Source organism: Aquincola tertiaricarbonis, from assembly GCF_000969605.1.
Classification (GTDB): Bacteria; Pseudomonadota; Gammaproteobacteria; order Burkholderiales; family Burkholderiaceae_C; genus Aquincola; species Aquincola tertiaricarbonis.
The window spans coordinates 1-18,700 of the sequence record NZ_JZUE01000041.1 but is presented as its reverse complement, the minus strand read 5'-3'; the positions used below and the strand labels follow the sequence as shown (position 1 = coordinate 18,700).

General features: G+C 62.9%; 13 protein-coding genes. 8 read left to right on the top strand and 5 right to left on the bottom strand.

Translation table 11 applies throughout. The features are described 5' to 3' along the window. Positions 1–1,030: 1,030 nt before the first annotated feature. Positions 1,031–1,978, bottom strand: coding sequence for an alpha/beta fold hydrolase (locus VO99_RS26455; RefSeq protein WP_046115965.1), 948 nt, complete (start codon positions 1,976–1,978; stop codon positions 1,031–1,033). A 353-nt stretch (positions 1,979–2,331) separates the two neighbouring features. On the opposite strand from VO99_RS26455, the gene VO99_RS26450 reads away from it, so the two are divergent. Both VO99_RS26450 and VO99_RS26445 read left to right on the top strand, forming a co-directional pair. Next, positions 2,332–3,729 (top strand): patatin-like phospholipase family protein, encoded by a 1,398-nt coding sequence (locus tag VO99_RS26450; RefSeq protein ID WP_232315575.1) that lies wholly within the window; start codon positions 2,332–2,334, stop codon positions 3,727–3,729. 2 nt (positions 3,730–3,731) lie between these two features. After that, positions 3,732–5,501 (top strand): monovalent cation:proton antiporter-2 (CPA2) family protein, encoded by a 1,770-nt coding sequence (locus VO99_RS26445; RefSeq protein ID WP_046115963.1) that lies wholly within the window; start codon positions 3,732–3,734, stop codon positions 5,499–5,501. Between the two features lie 4 nt (positions 5,502–5,505). On the opposite strand, the gene VO99_RS29875 is transcribed toward VO99_RS26445, so the two are convergent. Then, positions 5,506–5,808 (bottom strand): helix-turn-helix transcriptional regulator, encoded by a 303-nt coding sequence (locus tag VO99_RS29875; RefSeq protein ID WP_198157088.1) that lies wholly within the window; start codon positions 5,806–5,808, stop codon positions 5,506–5,508. 478 nt (positions 5,809–6,286) lie between these two features. Between VO99_RS29875 and VO99_RS26440 the strand changes: the two genes are divergently transcribed. The 5 genes from VO99_RS26440 (at position 6,287) to VO99_RS26430 (ending at position 12,969) form a co-directional block, all read left to right on the top strand. Further along, positions 6,287–8,101, top strand: a complete 1,815-nt coding sequence (locus VO99_RS26440) for an amidohydrolase (protein WP_046115962.1) — start codon at positions 6,287–6,289, stop codon at positions 8,099–8,101. Between the two features lie 243 nt (positions 8,102–8,344). Next, a complete protein-coding gene (locus tag VO99_RS29870) occupies positions 8,345–9,307 on the top strand; it encodes a quinone oxidoreductase family protein (RefSeq protein WP_232315573.1) in 963 nt (320 codons plus the stop codon). A gap of 284 nt (positions 9,308–9,591) precedes the next feature. Next, on the top strand, positions 9,592–10,431 hold the full coding sequence (locus VO99_RS26435; protein ID WP_046115961.1) for a helix-turn-helix domain-containing protein: 840 nt from the start codon (positions 9,592–9,594) through the stop codon (positions 10,429–10,431). Positions 10,432–10,895: 464 nt separating this feature from the next. Continuing rightward, positions 10,896–11,099 carry an ATP-binding protein gene (locus VO99_RS32060; RefSeq protein WP_083440957.1) on the top strand — a complete coding sequence of 68 codons (204 nt, stop codon included), beginning with the start codon at positions 10,896–10,898 and terminating at the stop codon, positions 11,097–11,099. Positions 11,100–12,096: 997 nt separating this feature from the next. Then, positions 12,097–12,969 carry a helix-turn-helix domain-containing protein gene (locus VO99_RS26430; RefSeq protein WP_046115960.1) on the top strand — a complete coding sequence of 291 codons (873 nt, stop codon included), beginning with the start codon at positions 12,097–12,099 and terminating at the stop codon, positions 12,967–12,969. Between the two features lie 696 nt (positions 12,970–13,665). Here VO99_RS26430 and VO99_RS26425 read toward each other — a convergent pair. The 3 genes from VO99_RS26425 to VO99_RS26415 form a co-directional block, all read right to left on the bottom strand. Then, a complete protein-coding gene (locus VO99_RS26425; protein ID WP_157039807.1) occupies positions 13,666–14,652 on the bottom strand; it encodes an SMP-30/gluconolactonase/LRE family protein in 987 nt (328 codons plus the stop codon). A gap of 22 nt (positions 14,653–14,674) precedes the next feature. Beyond that, a complete protein-coding gene (locus VO99_RS26420; RefSeq protein ID WP_083440956.1) occupies positions 14,675–16,252 on the bottom strand; it encodes a pyrroloquinoline quinone-dependent dehydrogenase in 1,578 nt (525 codons plus the stop codon). A gap of 278 nt (positions 16,253–16,530) precedes the next feature. Continuing rightward, positions 16,531–17,427, bottom strand: coding sequence for a LysR family transcriptional regulator (locus VO99_RS26415; protein WP_046115972.1), 897 nt, complete (start codon positions 17,425–17,427; stop codon positions 16,531–16,533). A gap of 410 nt (positions 17,428–17,837) precedes the next feature. On the opposite strand from VO99_RS26415, the gene VO99_RS26410 reads away from it, so the two are divergent. Beyond that, a complete protein-coding gene (locus tag VO99_RS26410) occupies positions 17,838–18,215 on the top strand; it encodes an ester cyclase (RefSeq protein WP_198157086.1) in 378 nt (125 codons plus the stop codon). The last annotated feature ends 485 nt before the right edge of the window (positions 18,216–18,700 follow it).

Sequence of the window (18,700 nt, the reverse complement as noted above, 5' to 3'; positions counted from 1 at the left end):
AGTGCACCGCAGTGCGCCCGGGCGAGTGCTGACGCAGGCCCGTTGACACGCTCCGAGGAAGCGCCTGCCTCCCGCCGCGTCCCGCCGTGCGCTCGAGCGCAAGCAGGTGGTGGAGCATCAGCTGCGCCCTGCCATCGGTACAGCAGGCGGCGGGGACGTCTCGCGTGTCGTCCACCGCGACTTCGAAGCAGTGCGGGTTGTGTTCATGCGCATCGAACCTGGGCCGACGGCGGATGGAAGACGTTTGGTCGTTCGCGGCGTCACGGGTGTGCTTCGTCACATAACCTATCGGTTGGCTTCAGCATGGCGTGCGGATCGTCGCATGGGTGGCGCAGGCAAGTCGCAACGTGGAGCGCGGCAGGCGGTTCCATGGGCGTGGGGTGGTTACGTGGCGGGGACCGGTGCCTGCGCGGACAACAGGTGCCACGTGCCCACAAGAGTGAAAGCTGCGGCACGGGACAGCACAACAACCAACAGATAAGACATGTCAGACCTTATGTTGGGGGCCCGGTGTTGCGGGTATGGTGAGAGTTCGCCGCCTCACGGCGTCCTGACGACGCCGTCGACCGACGTAGGCTTGTCCGCTGATGGCGGGCCGCCGCTGCCTCGTCCTTGAGAACAGTCCGGGCGACGACCGCCGGGAAACCCGGATAAGGTCCACATTTTCTGTGCCCGCCACGTGCGTGTCATCTCATGCAGATCCGCCGGTTGAACGCTGCTGTCCGGTGGTCCACCTTGCGGTGCTTGACGCACGACCGTACTGCCGTGACGACTCCGCGGCTACGAAGTGGGCGACCCCACGCCGGCCGCGGCGGCGCCATGGCGTGGCGATGGATGAGGTGGCCTTTTCTCGTCGAGATGGCCTCAACTCGGACTAGCACCTCGTGGGTGCGGACTACGGCATCGGGTGCCTCCCCGCATCCGAGCAAGTGCGGGAGCCCTGCCGCGTTGGGAAGCGCTGCCTTCATCATTCGACCGCATGGATGGCGATGACGATGTCCCATGGCGTACCGCCAACCTGGGCCCCGGTTCACTTCTGCACGAATGCCAGGAGGTCGTTGTTCAGCTGGTCCTTATGAGTGTCCGTAATGCCATGCGGCCCGCCGGCGTACTCGATCAGCTGCGCCCCCGGCACCAGCTTGACGACTGCACGCCCCGTGGTGTCAATGGGCACGATTTGGTCGTCGGTGCCGTGCACCACGAGGGTCGGCACGTTGAACTTTCTGAGGTCGTCGCGGAAGTCCGAGTAAAAGAACGCGTGGATCGACTCGAAGGTGGCCTTGCTACCGGCCTGTACGCCTTGCGCCCAGAAGCTGTCGACCAGCCCAGCCGACGGCTGCGCGCCCGGGCGATTGAACCCGAAAAACGGGCCGCTTGCGATGTCTTTGTAGAGCTGGGTGCGGTTGGTAAGCGATGACTGACGCAGGCCGTCGTATACCGCGGTCGGCACGCCGTGTGGGTGCGACGGCGTCTGGCCCATGATGGGCGTGATCGCGCTGACCAGGGCAACCTTTGCCACGCGCGCGGTACCGTGCCGACCGATATAGCGCGCGACCTCTCCACCGCCCGTGGAGAACCCCACCAGCGTGGCGCCTTTGATGTCAAACGCCCGCATTACAGCATCCAGGTCGTCTGCGTACTGGTCCATGTGGTTCCCCTCCCAAGGCTGGCTGGAGCGGCCGTGGCCACGGCGATCATGGGCAATCACGCGGTACCCCCTGTCGGCAAGAAACTGCATCTGCGATTCCCAGCTGTCGGCGTTCAAGGGCCAGCCATGGCTGAACACCACCACCTGACCGGTGCGAGGTCCCCAGTCCTTGACGTGGAGCCGAGTACCGTCGGCAGTGGTGATGTAGGGGCTCGTGTTCATGGCATTCGGCTTGAGGGTGGGTTGGCGGGGGGCGGCTATGCTGGCCGGGTGGACGGCAAGGCTGCAGGCGGCGGCGAGCGTCATGGCGCAGCGGAGTAAGCAGTTCATAGGGTCCATGGTGTCGAATCTCGGGTGCAGGTACCGGGAGGGTGGAGCGAACTAAGGGCTCTGGCCGCGCCAACCCGACGGATGCAAGACTCTTATGCGGCGGACTGCGCGCGTCACTGACTGATCCTTGCGTGGACAGTCTGAATTCACCAGGGCAGCGCTCGATTCCGAAAGTGACCGCGGTTTCGGTCTGTCCGGAGCAGTTTCAGGCAGTGCCGCCGGGGGCAGGGCCGGTAAGACTGTTCTCGGTCTTGGCTGATGCTCGGCCGGCCACGCGTCATCCACGGACACTCACCATGCAGCAGTCAAGCCAACACCCACGTCTATGTCAACCGCGCTCACGGTGGCAAGCGATGGTGGGTGTGCTCGCTGCGTTCGCCACGGCGCTGGCCGGCTGCGCCACACCGCATCGACTGCCTGTAAATGTGCCCCTTGCGGACGTGCCGTCGCCCCATATGGGCCGACCCCAGGACCTTCTACAGGCGTACACCACCGCCATTGCGTTTTCCGGTGGGGGCCTCAAAGCCTCGGCCTTCGCAGCAGGCGTACTCGAGGGCCTGGCGGCTAGCCCGGCGGGCCAGGGGGATCTGCTGGATACGGTGGCATTCATCAGCTCGGTGTCGGGCGGATCGCTCACAGCGGCCTACTACGTGCTGCATGGCCGGAACGGACTCGCCGACATCCGGAGTCGCGTGCTGGACCGCGATTTCGAGTCGCGCTTAAACCTCAGTCTGGCGTCCCCCGCGAACTGGGCACGCCTGCTGCGTGGCGGCCTCAACGACCGCAGCAACTTTGCTCAAGTGCTGGACGACGAGGTCTTTGGGCACGCCACCTTTGCTGACTTGTACGCCCGGGGGCGCCCGGACCTTTGGATCAACGCGACCGACCTGTATCACCGCACGAGCTTTCCTTTCCTGCCGGGTGTTTTCAGCGCCCTGTGCTCGGACCTGCGGCAGTTTCCTGTTGCCGATGCGGTGGCGGCGTCGATGGCTGTGCCGGTGGTGTTCAAGCCGACGGTGTTGCGGACGTTCCCGCGACACTGCCCCACCCCCGAGGCCGCCTTCATCCAGCGCACCCTAGAAAACCCATCGGCGCCGCGCCTGCTGCGGGCGATAGCCGAGGCCATGCGCAGCTACCGCGATCCTGACGGCCCTGGCTTCGCGAAGCTCGTTGATGGCGGGCTGACCGACAACTTTGGACTTTCGAGCCTTCTTATGGCGCGGGCTGTCGCGAGCGACGCCCACAGCCCAATGACGGCACGCGACGCCATCCGGGTGCGCAAGCTGCTGTTCCTTGTGGTGGACGCGGGCCGCGGCCCGAGTGGTTCCTGGAATCGGCAGTTCGATGGCCCCGGCGGTGTCGACTCGGCCCTTGCCGCTACTGACGCGGCGATCGACGCTGCGGCGCGCCTGGCGGCCGACTCGTTCCAGGCGGTGATGCTCAAGTGGCGCGACGCGGTCGTGGCACACCGGTGCGGCCTCACCGAGACGGACATCAGCGTGCTGGGCGGCGTGGCCGCCGACTGGCGCTGTGATGACGTGGAGTTCGTGGTCGAACTGCTGAGCTTCCAAAACGCTGACCCCGCGCTCAGCACCAAAACGCGTGCCATCGAGACGCGACTGACGCTGCCTCGTGAGCAGATCGACGCCGCCATGGAGGCGGGACGCCAGGCTGTCCGCAACTCCGCGGTGGTCCGCAGCTTTGCTGCGCATCCCCGGCTCCCCACCCCTCCACCCACAAGAGAACGTTGAAGATGGCCGCAGAAAATGCAGGCGTCAATTTGCTCCCGGTCGTGCTATTGCTCGGCGTGAGCGTGGTGGCCGTGCCACTGTTTATTCGGCTGGGGCTGGGCGCCGTGCTGGGGTACCTCGCTGCGGGCATCCTGGTAGGGCCGTTCGGTCTCGGCTGGTTCAAGGAGGCCGGAGCCATCCTGCACATCGCCGAACTCGGCGTCGTGATGTTCCTGTTCGTCGTCGGACTCGAAATGCGCCCGTCGCACTTGTGGGGTCTGCGCCGCGCCATCTTTGGGTTGGGCAGCCTACAGGTGGTGGTGTGCAGCGCGCTGCTCACCCTGGTGGGCGTTGCCTTCGGGTTGCCGTGGATAACCGCATTCGTCTGCGCGATGGGCTTCGTGCTCACCTCCACGGCGGTAGTGATGCAGATGCTGAACGACCGCGGCGACGTGGCTGCGCCGCGCGGCCGGCGCATGGTGGCTATCCTGCTGTTCGAGGACTTGCTTATCGTGCCGCTGCTGGCGTGGGTGGCCCTGCTCGCGCCGCAGGCGTCGGGTGCTGTCGAAAGCTCCTCGTCACGTCTGCTAGCGGTGGCCACCGCCGCGGGGTCTATTGGCGCGCTGGTGGTCGCAGGCGTGTGGCTGCTCAACCCGCTCTTCCAAGTGCTGGCCCGGGCAAAGGCCCGCGAAGCGATGACCGCCGCCGCGCTGCTTGTCGTACTCGGCGCCGCGCTGCTGATGCAAATGGGCGGCCTCTCGATGGCGCTGGGCGCCTTCCTGGCCGGCGTGCTGTTGGCAGAGTCGACTTTCCGCCACCAGCTCGAAGCCGACATCGAACCGTTCCGTGGGCTACTGCTGGGCTTGTTCTTCCTCGGCGTAGGAATGTCACTTGATTTGGCGCTGGTACAGACCAATGCTGGCCTTATCGCCGCGGGCGTCGTCTCGCTGATGGCGACCAAGGCGGCGTGCGTGTACGCCGTGGCGCGGCTCGCCCGCAGCTCGCCGGCAGATGCCCTGGACCGTGCCGTCACCATGGCGCAGGGCGGCGAGTTCGCCTTTGTGTTGTTCACAGCGGCCCTGGGCGCGCAGGTGATCAGCCCCGACGTGAATGCCAACATGACGGCGATCGTCGTGTTGTCAATGGCACTGACGCCCGTGCTAGTGGTAGTGCACCGGTACTTCGCCGCGCGGCGCGCCCCGCAGGCGTCGGATGCCGAGGCGGCCAACGGCCGATCCGCCAGCGTGCTCGTCATCGGCTTTGGACGAATAGGGCAGATCGCCAGCCAGGGCGTGCTGGCGCGCGGAGCGTCGCTGACGGTGATCGACAGCGACACGAACGTCATCCGGGAGGCTCAAACCTACGGGTTCAAAGTGTTCTACGGCGATGGGAGCCGCCCCGGCGTGCTCCACGCCGCAGGTGCGCAAGCCGCCAGCGTGGTTTTGGTCTGCATCAACGACCGCGCGGCCACCACGCGCATCGCCGAAATGGCAAGAGACGTCTTTCCCCGCGCGCGCTTGCTGGTGCGTGCCTACGACCGCGAGCATGCCGTAGAGCTGGCGCGTACCGGGGTTGATGACGTGATCCGTGAGACCTTCGAGTCGGCGATGCACATGGGCCGGGAGGCGGTGCGGGCCACCGGCGCGTCAGAGAACGAGACGCAGGAGACCATGGACCTCGTCCGCCGGCGCGACGCCGAACGCCTGGCCTTGGAGCAAGTGGGTGGCAAGTTCGCGGGTCGGGCGCTGCTCCTCCGCACCGTCGGTCCCTCGAAGGACAGGGAGCCAGCTTGACCGATCAAGTCAGACGGTCGGTGCGCCAAGCCGCCGGCGTGGCGTTGGTCAGCTTGCGGAAGGTGCGGCCAAAGTGCACGGCGTCGGCGAGACCCGTTGCCGATACGATGGCCTCCAGCCAGCCATTGGTGTCCAGCAGCAGCGCCTTTGAGCGTTCAATGCGCGCCTGCAACTGCAACTGATGAGGCGCCGCGCCCGTCGACGCCTTGAACGCCTGGCTGTAATGCGATTGCGACAATCCGGCCAGTCTTGCGAGTGTGTCCAGGTCCACGCAGTGAAGAGCTACCACTTGAGGAAGCGAAGGCATGGCGGAGCTGTAGGAAGACAGACCCGCCTGCAACGTCAACGCGCACGCCATTCGAGGTGCGGCTGGCGGTGTCCACGCAGAGGTTGTCAGGCAGTTCGGACGGGTCCCACATGTCGGTGATTCCAGGGACGTGACTCCCTCGGCTCCGGGACCCGATCGCGCGAGCGAGTCTACGCGGAAGTGCCGCCGCAGGTGCCTTCAGGTGTCGGTCGTCGGCGATCCCGGTGACACGCACCGGGCGTCACAGCGTGGCAATCCGTGTCCCCGCCTCAGCGGGCATCGCCCTGTGGAGTCAAAGCGAGCCGGACGTGCGCAGGCAACCTGCCCCGCGCGCTGGGGCTGAGGAATCCCCTGAGATGAGCGGATTGTGCTGCCGCGAGCAGGATTCGTCAGGGACAGCACCTTCCCGAATTGTCAACATGCGCTTCATTCGAAACACAACCGCGGCGCGGTGATCCTTCAACAGATTGAACGAGGAATGGCAGTGAAGCTAATACAACTGATCGGAATTATGGTGGCGGCCGGCATAGCCAACACCCAGGCACAACCCAGGCAGGCGGTGTCCGGTGCGGACATGATTGTGCATAACGCCCAGATCTTTACCGGCAACCCCTCCTATCCCGCGGCGTCCGCTTTGGCCGTCAAGAGCGGTCGCATCTACTCGGTCGGCACGGACGCCGAGGTGCTTGCTCTGAAGAGCGCCGACACCCAAGTCATCGACTCTCGGGGCCGGCGGCTCATTCCGGGAATCATCGATGCCCACACTCATGTGCTGAACGAGGGCGGCTACAACTACACAGTGCGTTGGGAAGGTGTGCCTACACTGCGTCAGGCGCTGGCAATGCTGAGTGAGCAGGCCAAACGCACTCCGGACGGCCATTGGGTGAAAGTGATTGGTGGATGGTCTCCATACCAGTTCGAGGAAAACCGATTTCCCACCATGGATGAGCTTCGCCGGGCGGTCCCAGACCGGCCGCTCATCGTGCAATACGCGTACAACCGTGCTTTCTTAAACGAGCAGGCAATGAAGCTGCTCAAGGTGGGGACTGGCCAGTTTCCGGACATCCCGGGGACGCAACTTGAGAAGGACTCGGAAGGCCGGCTCACCGGGGTTGTACACGGCTTCACGTTCCTGTTCATCGCCATGGAAACCATGGTGCCGCAGTTGACTGCTGAAGAGGAGGTGAGCTCGCTCGTCCAGACTGTCCACAGCTTGAATCGTGTCGGTGTCACATCGATCGTCGACAACGGTACAGGCTTTCGCGGATATCCCAAGGCCCTGCCAACGGTCAACGCCTTAGTGCATGGAAACAGGCTCAACATCCGCATGCCCTTCGTGGACATTCAGTTCGACACAGCCGCTGGCTTCAACATGGTGGATGCACAAATTGCCGCGATCACGATGACAGCGCCTATCAGTCTCGGGCACAACTTACACCCGCAACTGGCGTACGGTCATGAGTACCGGGGCGCTGGCGAGCTGCTATCAGCGGACGTGCACGACCACGAAAACTTCGATCGACCGACCGTGATTGTGGACCCACTGAAGATGCGGGAGCTGGTGGAGCGCGATGTCGCAAAGCTCGTGCAGCGGCGGATCCCGTTCCGCGAGCACATCAGCTACGACGAGAACATCACGCCATTCCTCGACGCGCTTGAGAAGCTGAATGAGAAAACACCGCTGGCCGGCCTTCGGTGGAGCATCGAACACGCTGAGACCATCAGCCCCAAGAACATTGCCCGGGTGAAGGCATTGGGCGGCGGCATCGCCCTGGATACCAAGATGGCGCTCCACGGCGACGGGTTCATCAAGACCCACGGCCTAGAGAAGGCCTTGATGACTCCGCGCCTTCGTCAACTCGTCGACAGCGGCATTCCTCTGGCAATGACGACCGACGCTTTTCGCGCGGCCTCCTTCAATCCGTGGGTTGGCATCAGTTGGATGGTGTCCGGCAAATCGGTCTCTGGTACGGAAGTCCTGGCCAAGGACAACCGCCTTTCTCGCGCTGAAGCGCTTGGGCTTTTCACGCGCAAGGCCGCGTGGTTCTTGAATGCCGAGTCAGAGCTGGGCATGATCGCTCCTGGACACCTGGCCGACTTTGTGCTTCTGGACCGTGACTACTTCGTCGTGCCAGAGGCGCAGATTAAGAACGTGTCGTCGGTCCTGACAGTCATGAATGGACGCGTGGTCTATGGGGAAGAAGACTACAGACTTCTTTCGCCAGTGTTGCCGGATGTTCTGCCTGATTGGTCGCCGATCAAGCACTACGGCGGATTCTACCGAGCTAGATGAGGTTGTTTGACGGTCAACGCACGTCGCCCGTGCGGCCCTCACGTACATTGTTCCAGCAGCGGAGCATGTCGTTTGGTGCTTGGCGGCGACATCCGTGTCGTTGCACGGCTGTTGCCCTAGAAGTCCCCGGTCGGTGGAGTACAAGCGATGTCCACCTGATATGCCGACACGACTAAAGGCCGGCTGACTTAGGCCCTGCCGGCATTATTGAGTTGGCCTAGAACGAACGGCGGGTAACGTGCCATGATGATGAAAGCAGCCGTGTACGACGCGCCGGGCGCGCCGGAGGTTCTGCGTTACGAGGACGTTCCGGTTCCAGCGCTCGGAATCGATCAAGTCCTGATCGCCGTCGAAGCCATCTCGGTCAATCAACGCGACCTGAACGATCGCGGGTTGATCTGGCCGCCGCACCCTATGTGGATCCCGGGGACGGCGGCCGCCGGTACCGTCATAGCCGCTGGCTCTTACGTTCACAACCGCAAAGTCGGCGATCGAGTCGCAGCGTTTGACAACCATGGCTCGCACGCCGCACTCTGGGCTGTTCCAGTCGTAGCCACTTGGCTGATTCCGCCTCTGGTCAACGCAGCTGATGCAGCGGCGCTGCCCGCTGCCTACGGTACGGCGTACCACGGCCTGTTCGTCCGCGGGCAACTGCGGCGCGGAGAAACGTTGCTCGTGCAGGCCGCCTGGACGGAGGTCGGGCTTGCGGCTGTACAACTTGCGGGGCGGGCGGGCGCTAACGTACTGGCGGTCGGACGGGGAAGTGCACGCTGTGACCGAATTCGAGCGCTCGGCGCTTATCACGTTGTCGACCTGGAGGTGCACGACGTGGTACGAGACCTCCTTCGCCTTACTGGACAGCGGGGCGTCGACCTCGTCTTTGATCCAAGCGGTTCGTCACTCGCAATCTCCCTTGGTGTCCTTTCTGAGGACGGCCGGCTGGTCATTCTCTCGAACTCGGTCGGCGCCCCACTTTCCGTCGCCCTGTCATCCCTAGGTTCGAATCGCGCACTGCTTGTTGTGCAAACGAACTCCGTCCTGGAGCGTTCCACCGTTTACCTTGCCGTGGATCAACTATTCGCCCTCTTGGCGGCCAAGGACATCCGGATGATCCTCGATTGCACGTTTCCTCTCCGGGAAGCTGCCGCTGCTCATCGATATGCCGAGGCATCTGACCCCTTTGGCAGTGTGATCTTAACGCCATGAATTGCGGAAGTTCATGACAAGGCGGGTGTACTGAAACCACTCTGTCCTTTCAGTGGTCGGACGTACAATACTTTGACTGCAATGTTTGACGTCAGATGGAGGGTCCAATGTTCACTGCTTCGCTGGAAAACTTTGTTTCGCCGTCGGGTCAACGTGATGCATACATTGGACCCAGGTGGGATGGCGCAGGCACCGGTCAATCAGACGGACTCATCTCAGCCGGCGGTGTTGGTAGCGGTCTTGGGGCGGCGTCAAGTGCGGTCGAGCTTCCTGAGAACGTCGCGATGGTCAAGACGTCCAGTCGTTGTTGGAACGGCATGATCGTCGACCTGAACGAGCGCGCCTGCACCGGCAGAGTCTTGTGTCAGTTGGAGCGTCATGAAGATCTGACTCGGCTTGGAGCCCAGCTTGAAGAGGTTGGTCGTGATCCCGCCGAGACTAGATCGGCTGCCAACACGCCGAATCCGCTCGGCTACCAACCCCGACATCTTTATTTCGCGCCGGCAGAAATGAAGCTATGGGGGCATTCGGCCGATATTCGCTACGTGAAGTGCGCAACCATCAGCTTTCCCTTCAAGGTGATTCAGGAGCGTCTCGGCATTGTGCAGCCAGCGGGTCTGGCTGAGACGCCCCAACTCCGTTTCAATGACGATCGATTGTGGACATTGATCAAGTTGCTGACGGAGGCCATCGACGATGTGGACCCTACCGCTCAGCTTTATGGCGACTCACTGACAGCAGCAATCGCAGCGAAACTGTTGGTGCGCGCAACGGAGCCGAAGGGATCTTACCGCGGGCTATCGCCGCTGCAACTTAAGGATGCGATTGGCTATCTGGAGGACCGTATGCCGAAGAAAGTGGAGCTGTCGGCGCTCGCAGAGCTAGCGGGATTGTCGCAATCCCACTATTGCCGTGCCTTCAAGGTGTCCACTGGTCTGGCGCCATATCAGTGGCAATTGCAGGCCCGCATTGAGCGAGCTAAGGACCTCCTGTTGACTACCAACCGCCCCCTCGACGATGTCGCCGAAGCAACTGGCTTCGCTGACGCAGTCCATTTTGGCCGGACGTTCCGCCGGATGATTGGAGTCCCGCCAGCCGCCTGGCGGGTGGATCGGCACACCTGAACGTTTGCTTTAGAACGGTGCACTTCCTGTCAGTCGCGGTCAGCACGCTGATGGACCAGTTTTGGGCCTGGTTGCGGCGCAACACGTTCCTCCACGCGACCGCCACGGTCGTTGACAGCACCGAAGTGATCGTGGCGCGAAGACGTGATGCCTACAGTTCGTCTGGCGCTGTCTCGTTGCTTGCACCAGGGCATGACGGTCTTCGTCATCGGGCCAACCAGCGCGGGCAAGAGTTGGCTGGGGTGTGCGCCGGCGCAGCGGCCCAGCGAGTGCGCGCTCTCGGCGCTGTCCCTTCGCGTGCCGGGGCTTGCTTAAGACCTGTGCCCTTCACGGCAAAGGCGGCTTCGCCGCCTGCCTGGCCACCTGGCACGCACCGGCGTTCCGGTGCGCGGGGACTGGGCGCTAGCGCCACTGGAGCTGGCCATACGGGCGGTCTGCTGGAGATCATCCCCGATTAAGCTGCCATGGCTGGCCGGGCCTCAATAGTCACCACGCGGATGTCGTTCTATCACTGGCATCCGTGGCTGGGCGACCCGACCATGGCCGACGCCACTCTCGACCGACTGCTGGCCAACCACCACCGCATCAGCGCGAAGGGTGACTCACTGCGACGCCTGGCCGCCGGCAAGACCGCAGGGAGAGGAGCCGCAAATCTTCCCCCGAAGTGAGCCGCAAGACAACGCTGACGACCTGCAGCCCCACCGCAAAGGCCCCGATCGGCCACGACCTCGGAATCTGCGGTCGCAGTCACCAAAAGGCGCACATCCCGCCGTATCGGCGGGACTTGCTGGCTCCTTCCGACGACTCCAGGTCGACGCCTTTGGTCGGCCACCTTGTGGACATTCGACGCGGGACATGGTCCATGTAACAAATCACTCGAGATGTTGACAACACCGGCAGTACTCAGCGTACGGCGCGACGCTGTCTGCGGTCGACGCAAAGTTGGCACTGCGCGGCAGGCCCGACACTCCATCAGCGCGGTCTAGGGCGAACAGATGGGCCAGCCATCGCGCTGAACGCATGCGAGTCCGCTGTCGCTCCTTGCCACAAGTACAGCAGTTACGCTGAGTGCCAGCGGGCGACCAGCCGCCTGCCGGAATGCATCCGTATGTTGTCTGGGCGGTTCCAGCTATTCGTTTTCTCGATAGCAGGGATCACAACGATCCGCTTTACACAGCTTACGAGCCGCGCGACCATGACGCACATGAAGTGAACGGTGAGGGTTTACAAGCTTGGGTCGGTTCGAAGCGCAGCCCGGCAAGCCACTTGGCTTTGGTGAAAGTTCGGTTAGGCACTCTCGCCGGCATTACGTGTCTCACGTCGTAGCTCGCAGGCCTAGGAGGTAGACGCGCACTGCGCTAGCGGCTGTTGATCTAGGGTCGTGCGGCTGTACGGCCGGTGGCTATGCTGTGCTGAGCGGCTGGCCGCTGCGTGCCTTGGTGACCATGGCACTGGCAACTAGCGTGCGGCGGTCATCTTGCCTGGCTTCACGTTATAAAGTTAGCGCGGCCGAATCGGCTCGGGCGGCTGCTGCCACTTCTCCCCAGGCCGGCAGACAAGCTGCCAGTGGCCTGGTCGCAGCGCCTGAGGAAGTCACCAACCTTGCCAAGCAGTGTGCCCGATCAACGCGCGGCGCCGCACAGGCACTACATCATTATTCGTCTGATGTCCGACCATCCCGAACTTCCGGAAAACCTACTGAATTTCACACGGAAATCTAGGATCTGGAATAGCGTGCGCGTTGACTTGGTGGAATACGATTGCGCTGGGCGGGTGGTGCACGAGATTGGCAACAAGGAGGATACGCGGCTCGGGGTCATTTTGGACGAGATCGGTCGTGGTCGCTGTGAACCTCGGCTCGCCGCGGATAAGCCGTGCCCCGTTGCCTATAAGCCGCGGCACATGCACTTCGCGCCCGCAGGTCTGCCGGTGTGGGGATACACCGACGATTCCCGCTTTGTTCGAGCAGTCAATCTGAACTTTGATGCCGGCGCACTTCATGAGCGCCTACAGATTGCCCACGAGGGTCGTACAGCGAGCGAGCCTCGCATGCGCTTCACGGACGACCGGATCTGGGCGTTGGTCAAGCTGCTGGCGGACGTAGTAGATGACCCAGACCCGTCTGCACAGTTGTATGGGGATTCGCTGGTGGCAGCTATTGCCGCACGGCTCTTCACACCCCGACCGACCGTGCAGAAGGGGCGCACACGGCTGTCGCCGTTGCAGCTGCGGGATGCAATTGAGTATATGAATGCCCGACTGCCAACAAGGGTCGACCTCGAGACGCTGGCCGCATTGGCGGGGCTATCGCAATCTCACTACAGCAGGGCTTTTAAAGCCTCTACGGGCCTGGCACCGTATCAGTGGCAGTTGCAGGCACGCGTCGAGACAGCCAAGAACCTCCTGTTCCATACACGTGGATCCTTGGAGGATGTAGCGTCCGCTACGGGGTTCGCGGATGCGGTGCACTTTGGCCGCACGTTCCGCCGGATGACGGGGGCGACGCCAGCGGTCTGGCGCGCCGACCGTTTGAGGTGATGAACGGCGACATTATACCGGCGACGAGTTGGTTCGCATTTGACTGTCGCGACCTGACCAGCGCGTTGACGATGGCAGTCGTCCGATATTCGGCGGCAAGCAGTCGAGCGGTTACATCAGCCGGTAAGTTGGACGATGCTACACACTTGCGCTTGGCAGTCTCGCCGCCCGCCTGGTCACCAACGACCCGCGCCGATAGGGACGTCCGCCGTATAGCGGCCGTTGATGGCAATGCGTCCAGCGAGGTGAAATGGTATGCACGCCACTCATATCTGTGTGCTTGGTGACGACCGGAAGTGCCCGCGCGCATGCACGCTCAGCGCAAGCACATGTCAGCCACTGCCACAGAGCGCACTTGACAACAGGATTCGTTGGTGCGCATCCTTCCAATCACGGAGGCCTAGCTAGCTGAAGCTCAAGGAAGCCGCATCCCCATAGTCCCACCTGTCCCACATGTTCGGCAGCCTCCGCATCAGTGGAGTGCATTGCTTGACGGGGCCGGTTCGTAGGTTCGTAAGCGTTGCTAATAGCTTCTGCGTTCAGACTAGGTGGCACGGGCGTGATACGCGCTTCTGTACTCGTCGCGTGCCTTTGACCGTACGCTTGGATTGGAACGCCACAGTTGACGGTTCAACGCTCTGCGCGCCAGCTCAGCACATGGAAGACCGCGATATAGGAAAACGGCCGAAACCTTGGTCAGCGCTGCCTGCGCTGTGGCAAGTAGATTGCGCGCGCTATGAAGGGCGCAGGGCGCGCACCAGCCACGTTGCGCAAAGAAAGCTTGGATTCCACGGCCCAGACCGTGTCGCCGACAACCGTGACTCCCGCCGGGTCGATGAGGCCCGCCTGCAGCACCTCGACGTGCACTACATCGCCCTGGACGGTTAGCAGGCTGATGTTGCCGGCACCTTCCGCCAAAACGAATTGGGTGGCGCTCAAACGTCGCATGCCGTCAGGTCGCGTGAGGGGGCGGGTGGTCCTCAAAGTCGTCGGTCTACCGGCCGACCCGTCCGGCTGCAAGTTAATGCGCAGCAGCTTGCCTGTGGTGTAGCTGTTGACGTAGAGGTGCTGACCTTGGAAGTCGAGCCCATCGGCGCCTGCGAGGTCCTTTGATGTGGACCACTCCTGCAACTGTTCGCCGCCAAAAGGTAGGCGCAGAATGCGCCCTCCGGTGGTGTCAGCGACGTACGCCGCCCTGTCTGGGCCAATTGCGATGTCGTTGCATAACCCTGCTCCCCCGGGTAGCGGGTGCTTGCTGCGGAACCTGCCACTTTCTAGGTCGTATCTGTACAGTGCGGGCACGGCGGGAGGGTTGCCGGAGTTGGGCATGTCCATGTGGGACGAGCAGACCCACAACGTGCCGGACGCTTCGTCAGCCAGCACGCCGAAAGTGTCGAGCAAACCGTTGTCTCCCGGGGCGATCCACTGGCTCATGATGGACGCGCCTGCCGCGGCTCTGAAAATTCCACCCGAACCGACTGATCCGGTGATTAGTACGCCGTCTCCGGTCGAGGTGATGTTCTCGGGGAAAGTCCGCGAACCTTCGATGATGATCTCGGCGCGCGGCGGGCTGGCGCCGGCGGACCCATACATCGTCAATGCAGCGGCTATCAAGGTAGCGCGTAGCCCGCCTGCCTTTTTGGCGTGCGTGTTCGGCCGCGGACTGTTGTTGGAGTGCTTCATGGTGGCGGCGTCGTCCCTTGCGTTAAGGCAGCGCGTACACGACGACGCTGCTGCGTGTCACGGGAACCGGCCACACGCCTCCGCCATTTCCGACGGCCGCTGCTAGGAACTGCTGGCCTCCAGCGCGGTACGTGATGATTCCGCCGCCCAGCGGCTGTCCGAGGTCGTCTTCCCACAGGCGCCGCCCGTTCTCGGCGTCATGCGCATAGAGCTTGCCCGTCAGATCAGCGGCAAATACCAGCCCGCCTGCTGTGGGGGTGACAGCGGCGACGATTGGCTTGGGTACTTCCAGTTTCCATCGCACCGCGCCGGTGTCTGCATCGAAAGCGGTCAGCCAACCGCGGGCCGTCGACCACGGTAGCATCACTTTGTTCATCGGCTCGCGGATGCCGAGCCACAGGTCGCCGGTCTTGGGAACCGGTGCATCCATTGGAGCAAGCGTAATCTGCGAGCACCAGTCGACTGTGCCGACAAACAGGGTGTTGAGCGAAGGATGGAAGGCGGCGCCGTTCCACTCGGATCCGCCAAACATGCCGGGGCAGAACTGCGTCGGCTTCTCGCGCGAGACCGGGACGTCGACGTTGCGATGCGTGGTGGTCGGCTGTCCGAACAGCAGCGGAATGCCTTTGGCAACATCGCTTCTGTCGAGCACCGACAGTACTCCGTCCTTGTTCGCCGACGCCACGATGCGCTTGCCAGCAGCGGTTGTGACGAGCGCAGGGGGTCCGCTCAGGCCCCAATCGTGATAGTCCTCCTTCACAAGCTGGTTGTAGGCGACAAGACGGCCGGTTCGGCCGTCGAGCGCAAGGACAGAATTGACATACAGGTTGTCGCCTTGTCGAAGCTCCCTATCAAAATCGGGCGCGGGGTTGCCGGACGGCGCGTAGAGCACGCCTGTGATCTCGTCGTAGGTCATCGAAGTCCACAGTCCCCCCCCCGAGAGCGGATGGCCGGGCGGCATCTTCCAGGTGGCGCGCACTTCCGGTGTATCCGGCACGACCTCAAAACGCCAGAGCATCCCGCCGGTCTTGGCGTCGAACGCGTACGCATGACCGGTGACGTTCGCACGATCGCCGCCGGCATTGCCGATGAACACTTTGCCGTCCGCAGCGATCGGCGCCATCGGTATGCTCACTCCCGGCCCGGCGTCGGGAATGGTCACGTCCCACAACGTGCTTCCGTCACTTGCGGAAAGCGCCACTACATGGCCTTCCATCGTGCCGCGGAAGAGGACGCCGTCGAGATACGCAAAACCGCGATTGGACGAAATGACGCCCTCTCCCGTGGGCACGGGATGCGTGGCTCGCCAGCGCTCCTTGCACGTCGCCGCATCAATCGCGTACGAGGCCCCGGGTGACGTGAAATAGAGTGTGCCGTCAATCGCGAGGGGGCCGGTCTGGAAGGACGTCGGCTCCGGCAGTGCAAACTCACATCGGCGCACGAGCCGCACGACGTTGCTGCGATCGATGTCATTCAGCGGCGAGAACCGATCGCCCGCTACGGTTCGGTTGTATGAAGGCCAGTTTCCATCAGCGACACCGCCCGCCTGCCGTGTGAGTGGCGCGCATGCCGCGGATAGTATCGTCGCGATTGCCAACATGGCAGCCCCGCGCACGGAGCGCCCAGTTGCGGCGCCAAGATTAGCGGCCAAACTAGAGCTGCGCCCTGCATGGCACGATGCATTGGGTTGGATTAGGGTTGCTGATCGCGTTGCACCGTTTCTTGTGACGTCCTGCACTTGATTCCTTCCGTTTGAGATGGGGCATCGTATCGTCGCCCCCCCTTCCCAAGTAGTCGCACGGAATGACTCAACGTGTCACGAAAAGCGGAACGCCACTACACAGGCCGCATGGCGCCAGCTGCGACACAAACGACGACTCAATTCCGGGCTGGGCCCGAAACACACGTGCGGTCGCCGAAGTGATCGACCAGGTGCTCGATCAGTACTCGCACTTTGCGCAGAGGGTCCTGCCCGGGCGGGCGCACCACATACATTCCAAACAATGGCGGAGGGTAGCGGGTCATTACCGGCACAAGTGCGCCTGAGGTAAGGTGTTCGGCAATCAGGCCATCCGGAATCATCGCGATTCCCAGGCCTTCGAGCGCGGCAGCGGTGATTGCAACCCCGTTGTCGGCCTTGAAGCGGCCGCGTGGGTTCAGTGTGATGACCTGGTCGCCATCTACGAAATGCCAAGCCTCGGTGCCTTGCAGGATTGCCTCATGTTCGAGCACTTGCTCGGGGCTTTCTGGGGCGCCGTATAGCCTGATGTAGGCTGGGCTTGCGACCAGCGTTGCATGAAGCGGGCCGATGCGCGTGGACAGTAGGGACGACGCGGTCGCATTGCCAAAGCGGATCGCGCAGTCAAAGCCCTCGTCGATCAGGTTGACGAGCCGGTCGCTGTAGCAGGTTTGCACATGCAAGGCCGGATGTTCCCGGGCCAGCGCGGCAATGACCGGTGCCAGGTGCGTTGGACCGAAGGACAGCGGCGCAGCAATCCTAAGACGGCCACGCAGTTGGCCGTTAGGCAAAATGACTTCTCGCGCAGTGTCGAGGTCGGAGATGACCTTCGCCGCGTAATCTCGAAACGTCGCACCTGCCTCCGTCAACGTGGCGCCTCGAGTGGTGCGCGCCAGCAATTGGACGCCGAGGTCCGACTCAAGGCGAATCAGGTGACGACTGACGATGGCCTTGGCCATGCCAAGCCTACGTGCGGCGGCCGTTAGGCTGCCCGCGTCGGCGACTTCTACAAAAGTCCGCAGGTCTTCCAGGTTCATACAGCAGTGTCTCCCAATCCGCGACATGGCGTAGCCGTTTTCGCACCTAGCGTAGCCAATGAAGGAATGTTAGTGTAGAGAAGTGGCTGTTTTGATGCATGGCGACTCGTATGTCTCGCTCCTCACTAGATGCCATCGCTTCTTGATTTATGCCCAGTCTGGCACGCTCCAAGCATGGGGGAGGACAATCTGGAGATCCTTAGCTAGCCTAGCGGAGATACAGCGGATTCCACTCGACTTCGCCCATGTGGGGCGCTGGGTCAGGCCAGGTGACGGGCTTCTAGGGTCTGTCAGGCGAGTGAGGTTCTATGTGGGCGAGGGCTCGATCGTCATTTGCAGTTGAGGCGTCACGCAAACTCGGCCAACTGACGGCAAGAAGTGTTTTGGAGGTACTGATGCACGAGGGAAGCTTGAACGTCTTGTTCCGAGAATACGTTGCTGCGCTCAACGCACATGCGTTCGAGCGCATGTCGGAGTTCATGCACGACGAGATGACGGTCAATGGCCGGCCGATGAGTCGCGATCAGATGATCGTGGAGCTGCGATCACACATTGCCGCGGTGCCTGACCTGACATGGCGCACCCGTGACGTAGCCATCGAGGGCGGTCGGGTTGCGGCCCATTTTTTGAATAAGGGCACTCCCGTCCATCCGTGGCTTGGCTTGGCGCCGAACGGCACGACGGTTGAGTATGTCGAGCATGTGTTCCACCGGGTACGTGACGGGCGCTTCTATGAGCAGAACTTCCTGCTCGACATCGCGTCGATACGAGAGCAGCTCATGTTCTAAGGCCGTGTGAAGCATTTTCGGAACTCTTCCCACGGTGGCCGGCTCACATCGCCTCCTATGGATTTCACCCGGGCCGGCGGGAGCACTACGGGACGCCGCAGGTGCAGACCGACGACGACAGCATTGGCGATGCGCATGCCTCCCGCGACATCCACGCAGTGATTTACGAAGCCGGCTCTGCCGGGTGTTGTAGAGCCGGGCGTCGAGCCGCCCCCCCGACTATTCGTCTGCATGGGACGTTGCCGGCATCGGTGGGCACGAGGTTTCAGCCGCCGATCAGGACCACGGGGCTGCGGCGGCGCCAGCGCCGCAATGCGGTACGGCACGCTGCCCACGATGCTGCGCACGCTGCCGTCGGGCCCGTAGCTGGCCGGCGCCAGCACGATGGTGCTGCTGTGAGCCAGCAGCGCCGGCAGCCCGCCGAAGGGGCTGGCCAGGCGGATGAGCACCGTGTACGTGGTGCAGGGTCGGGAAGAGCTCGACCT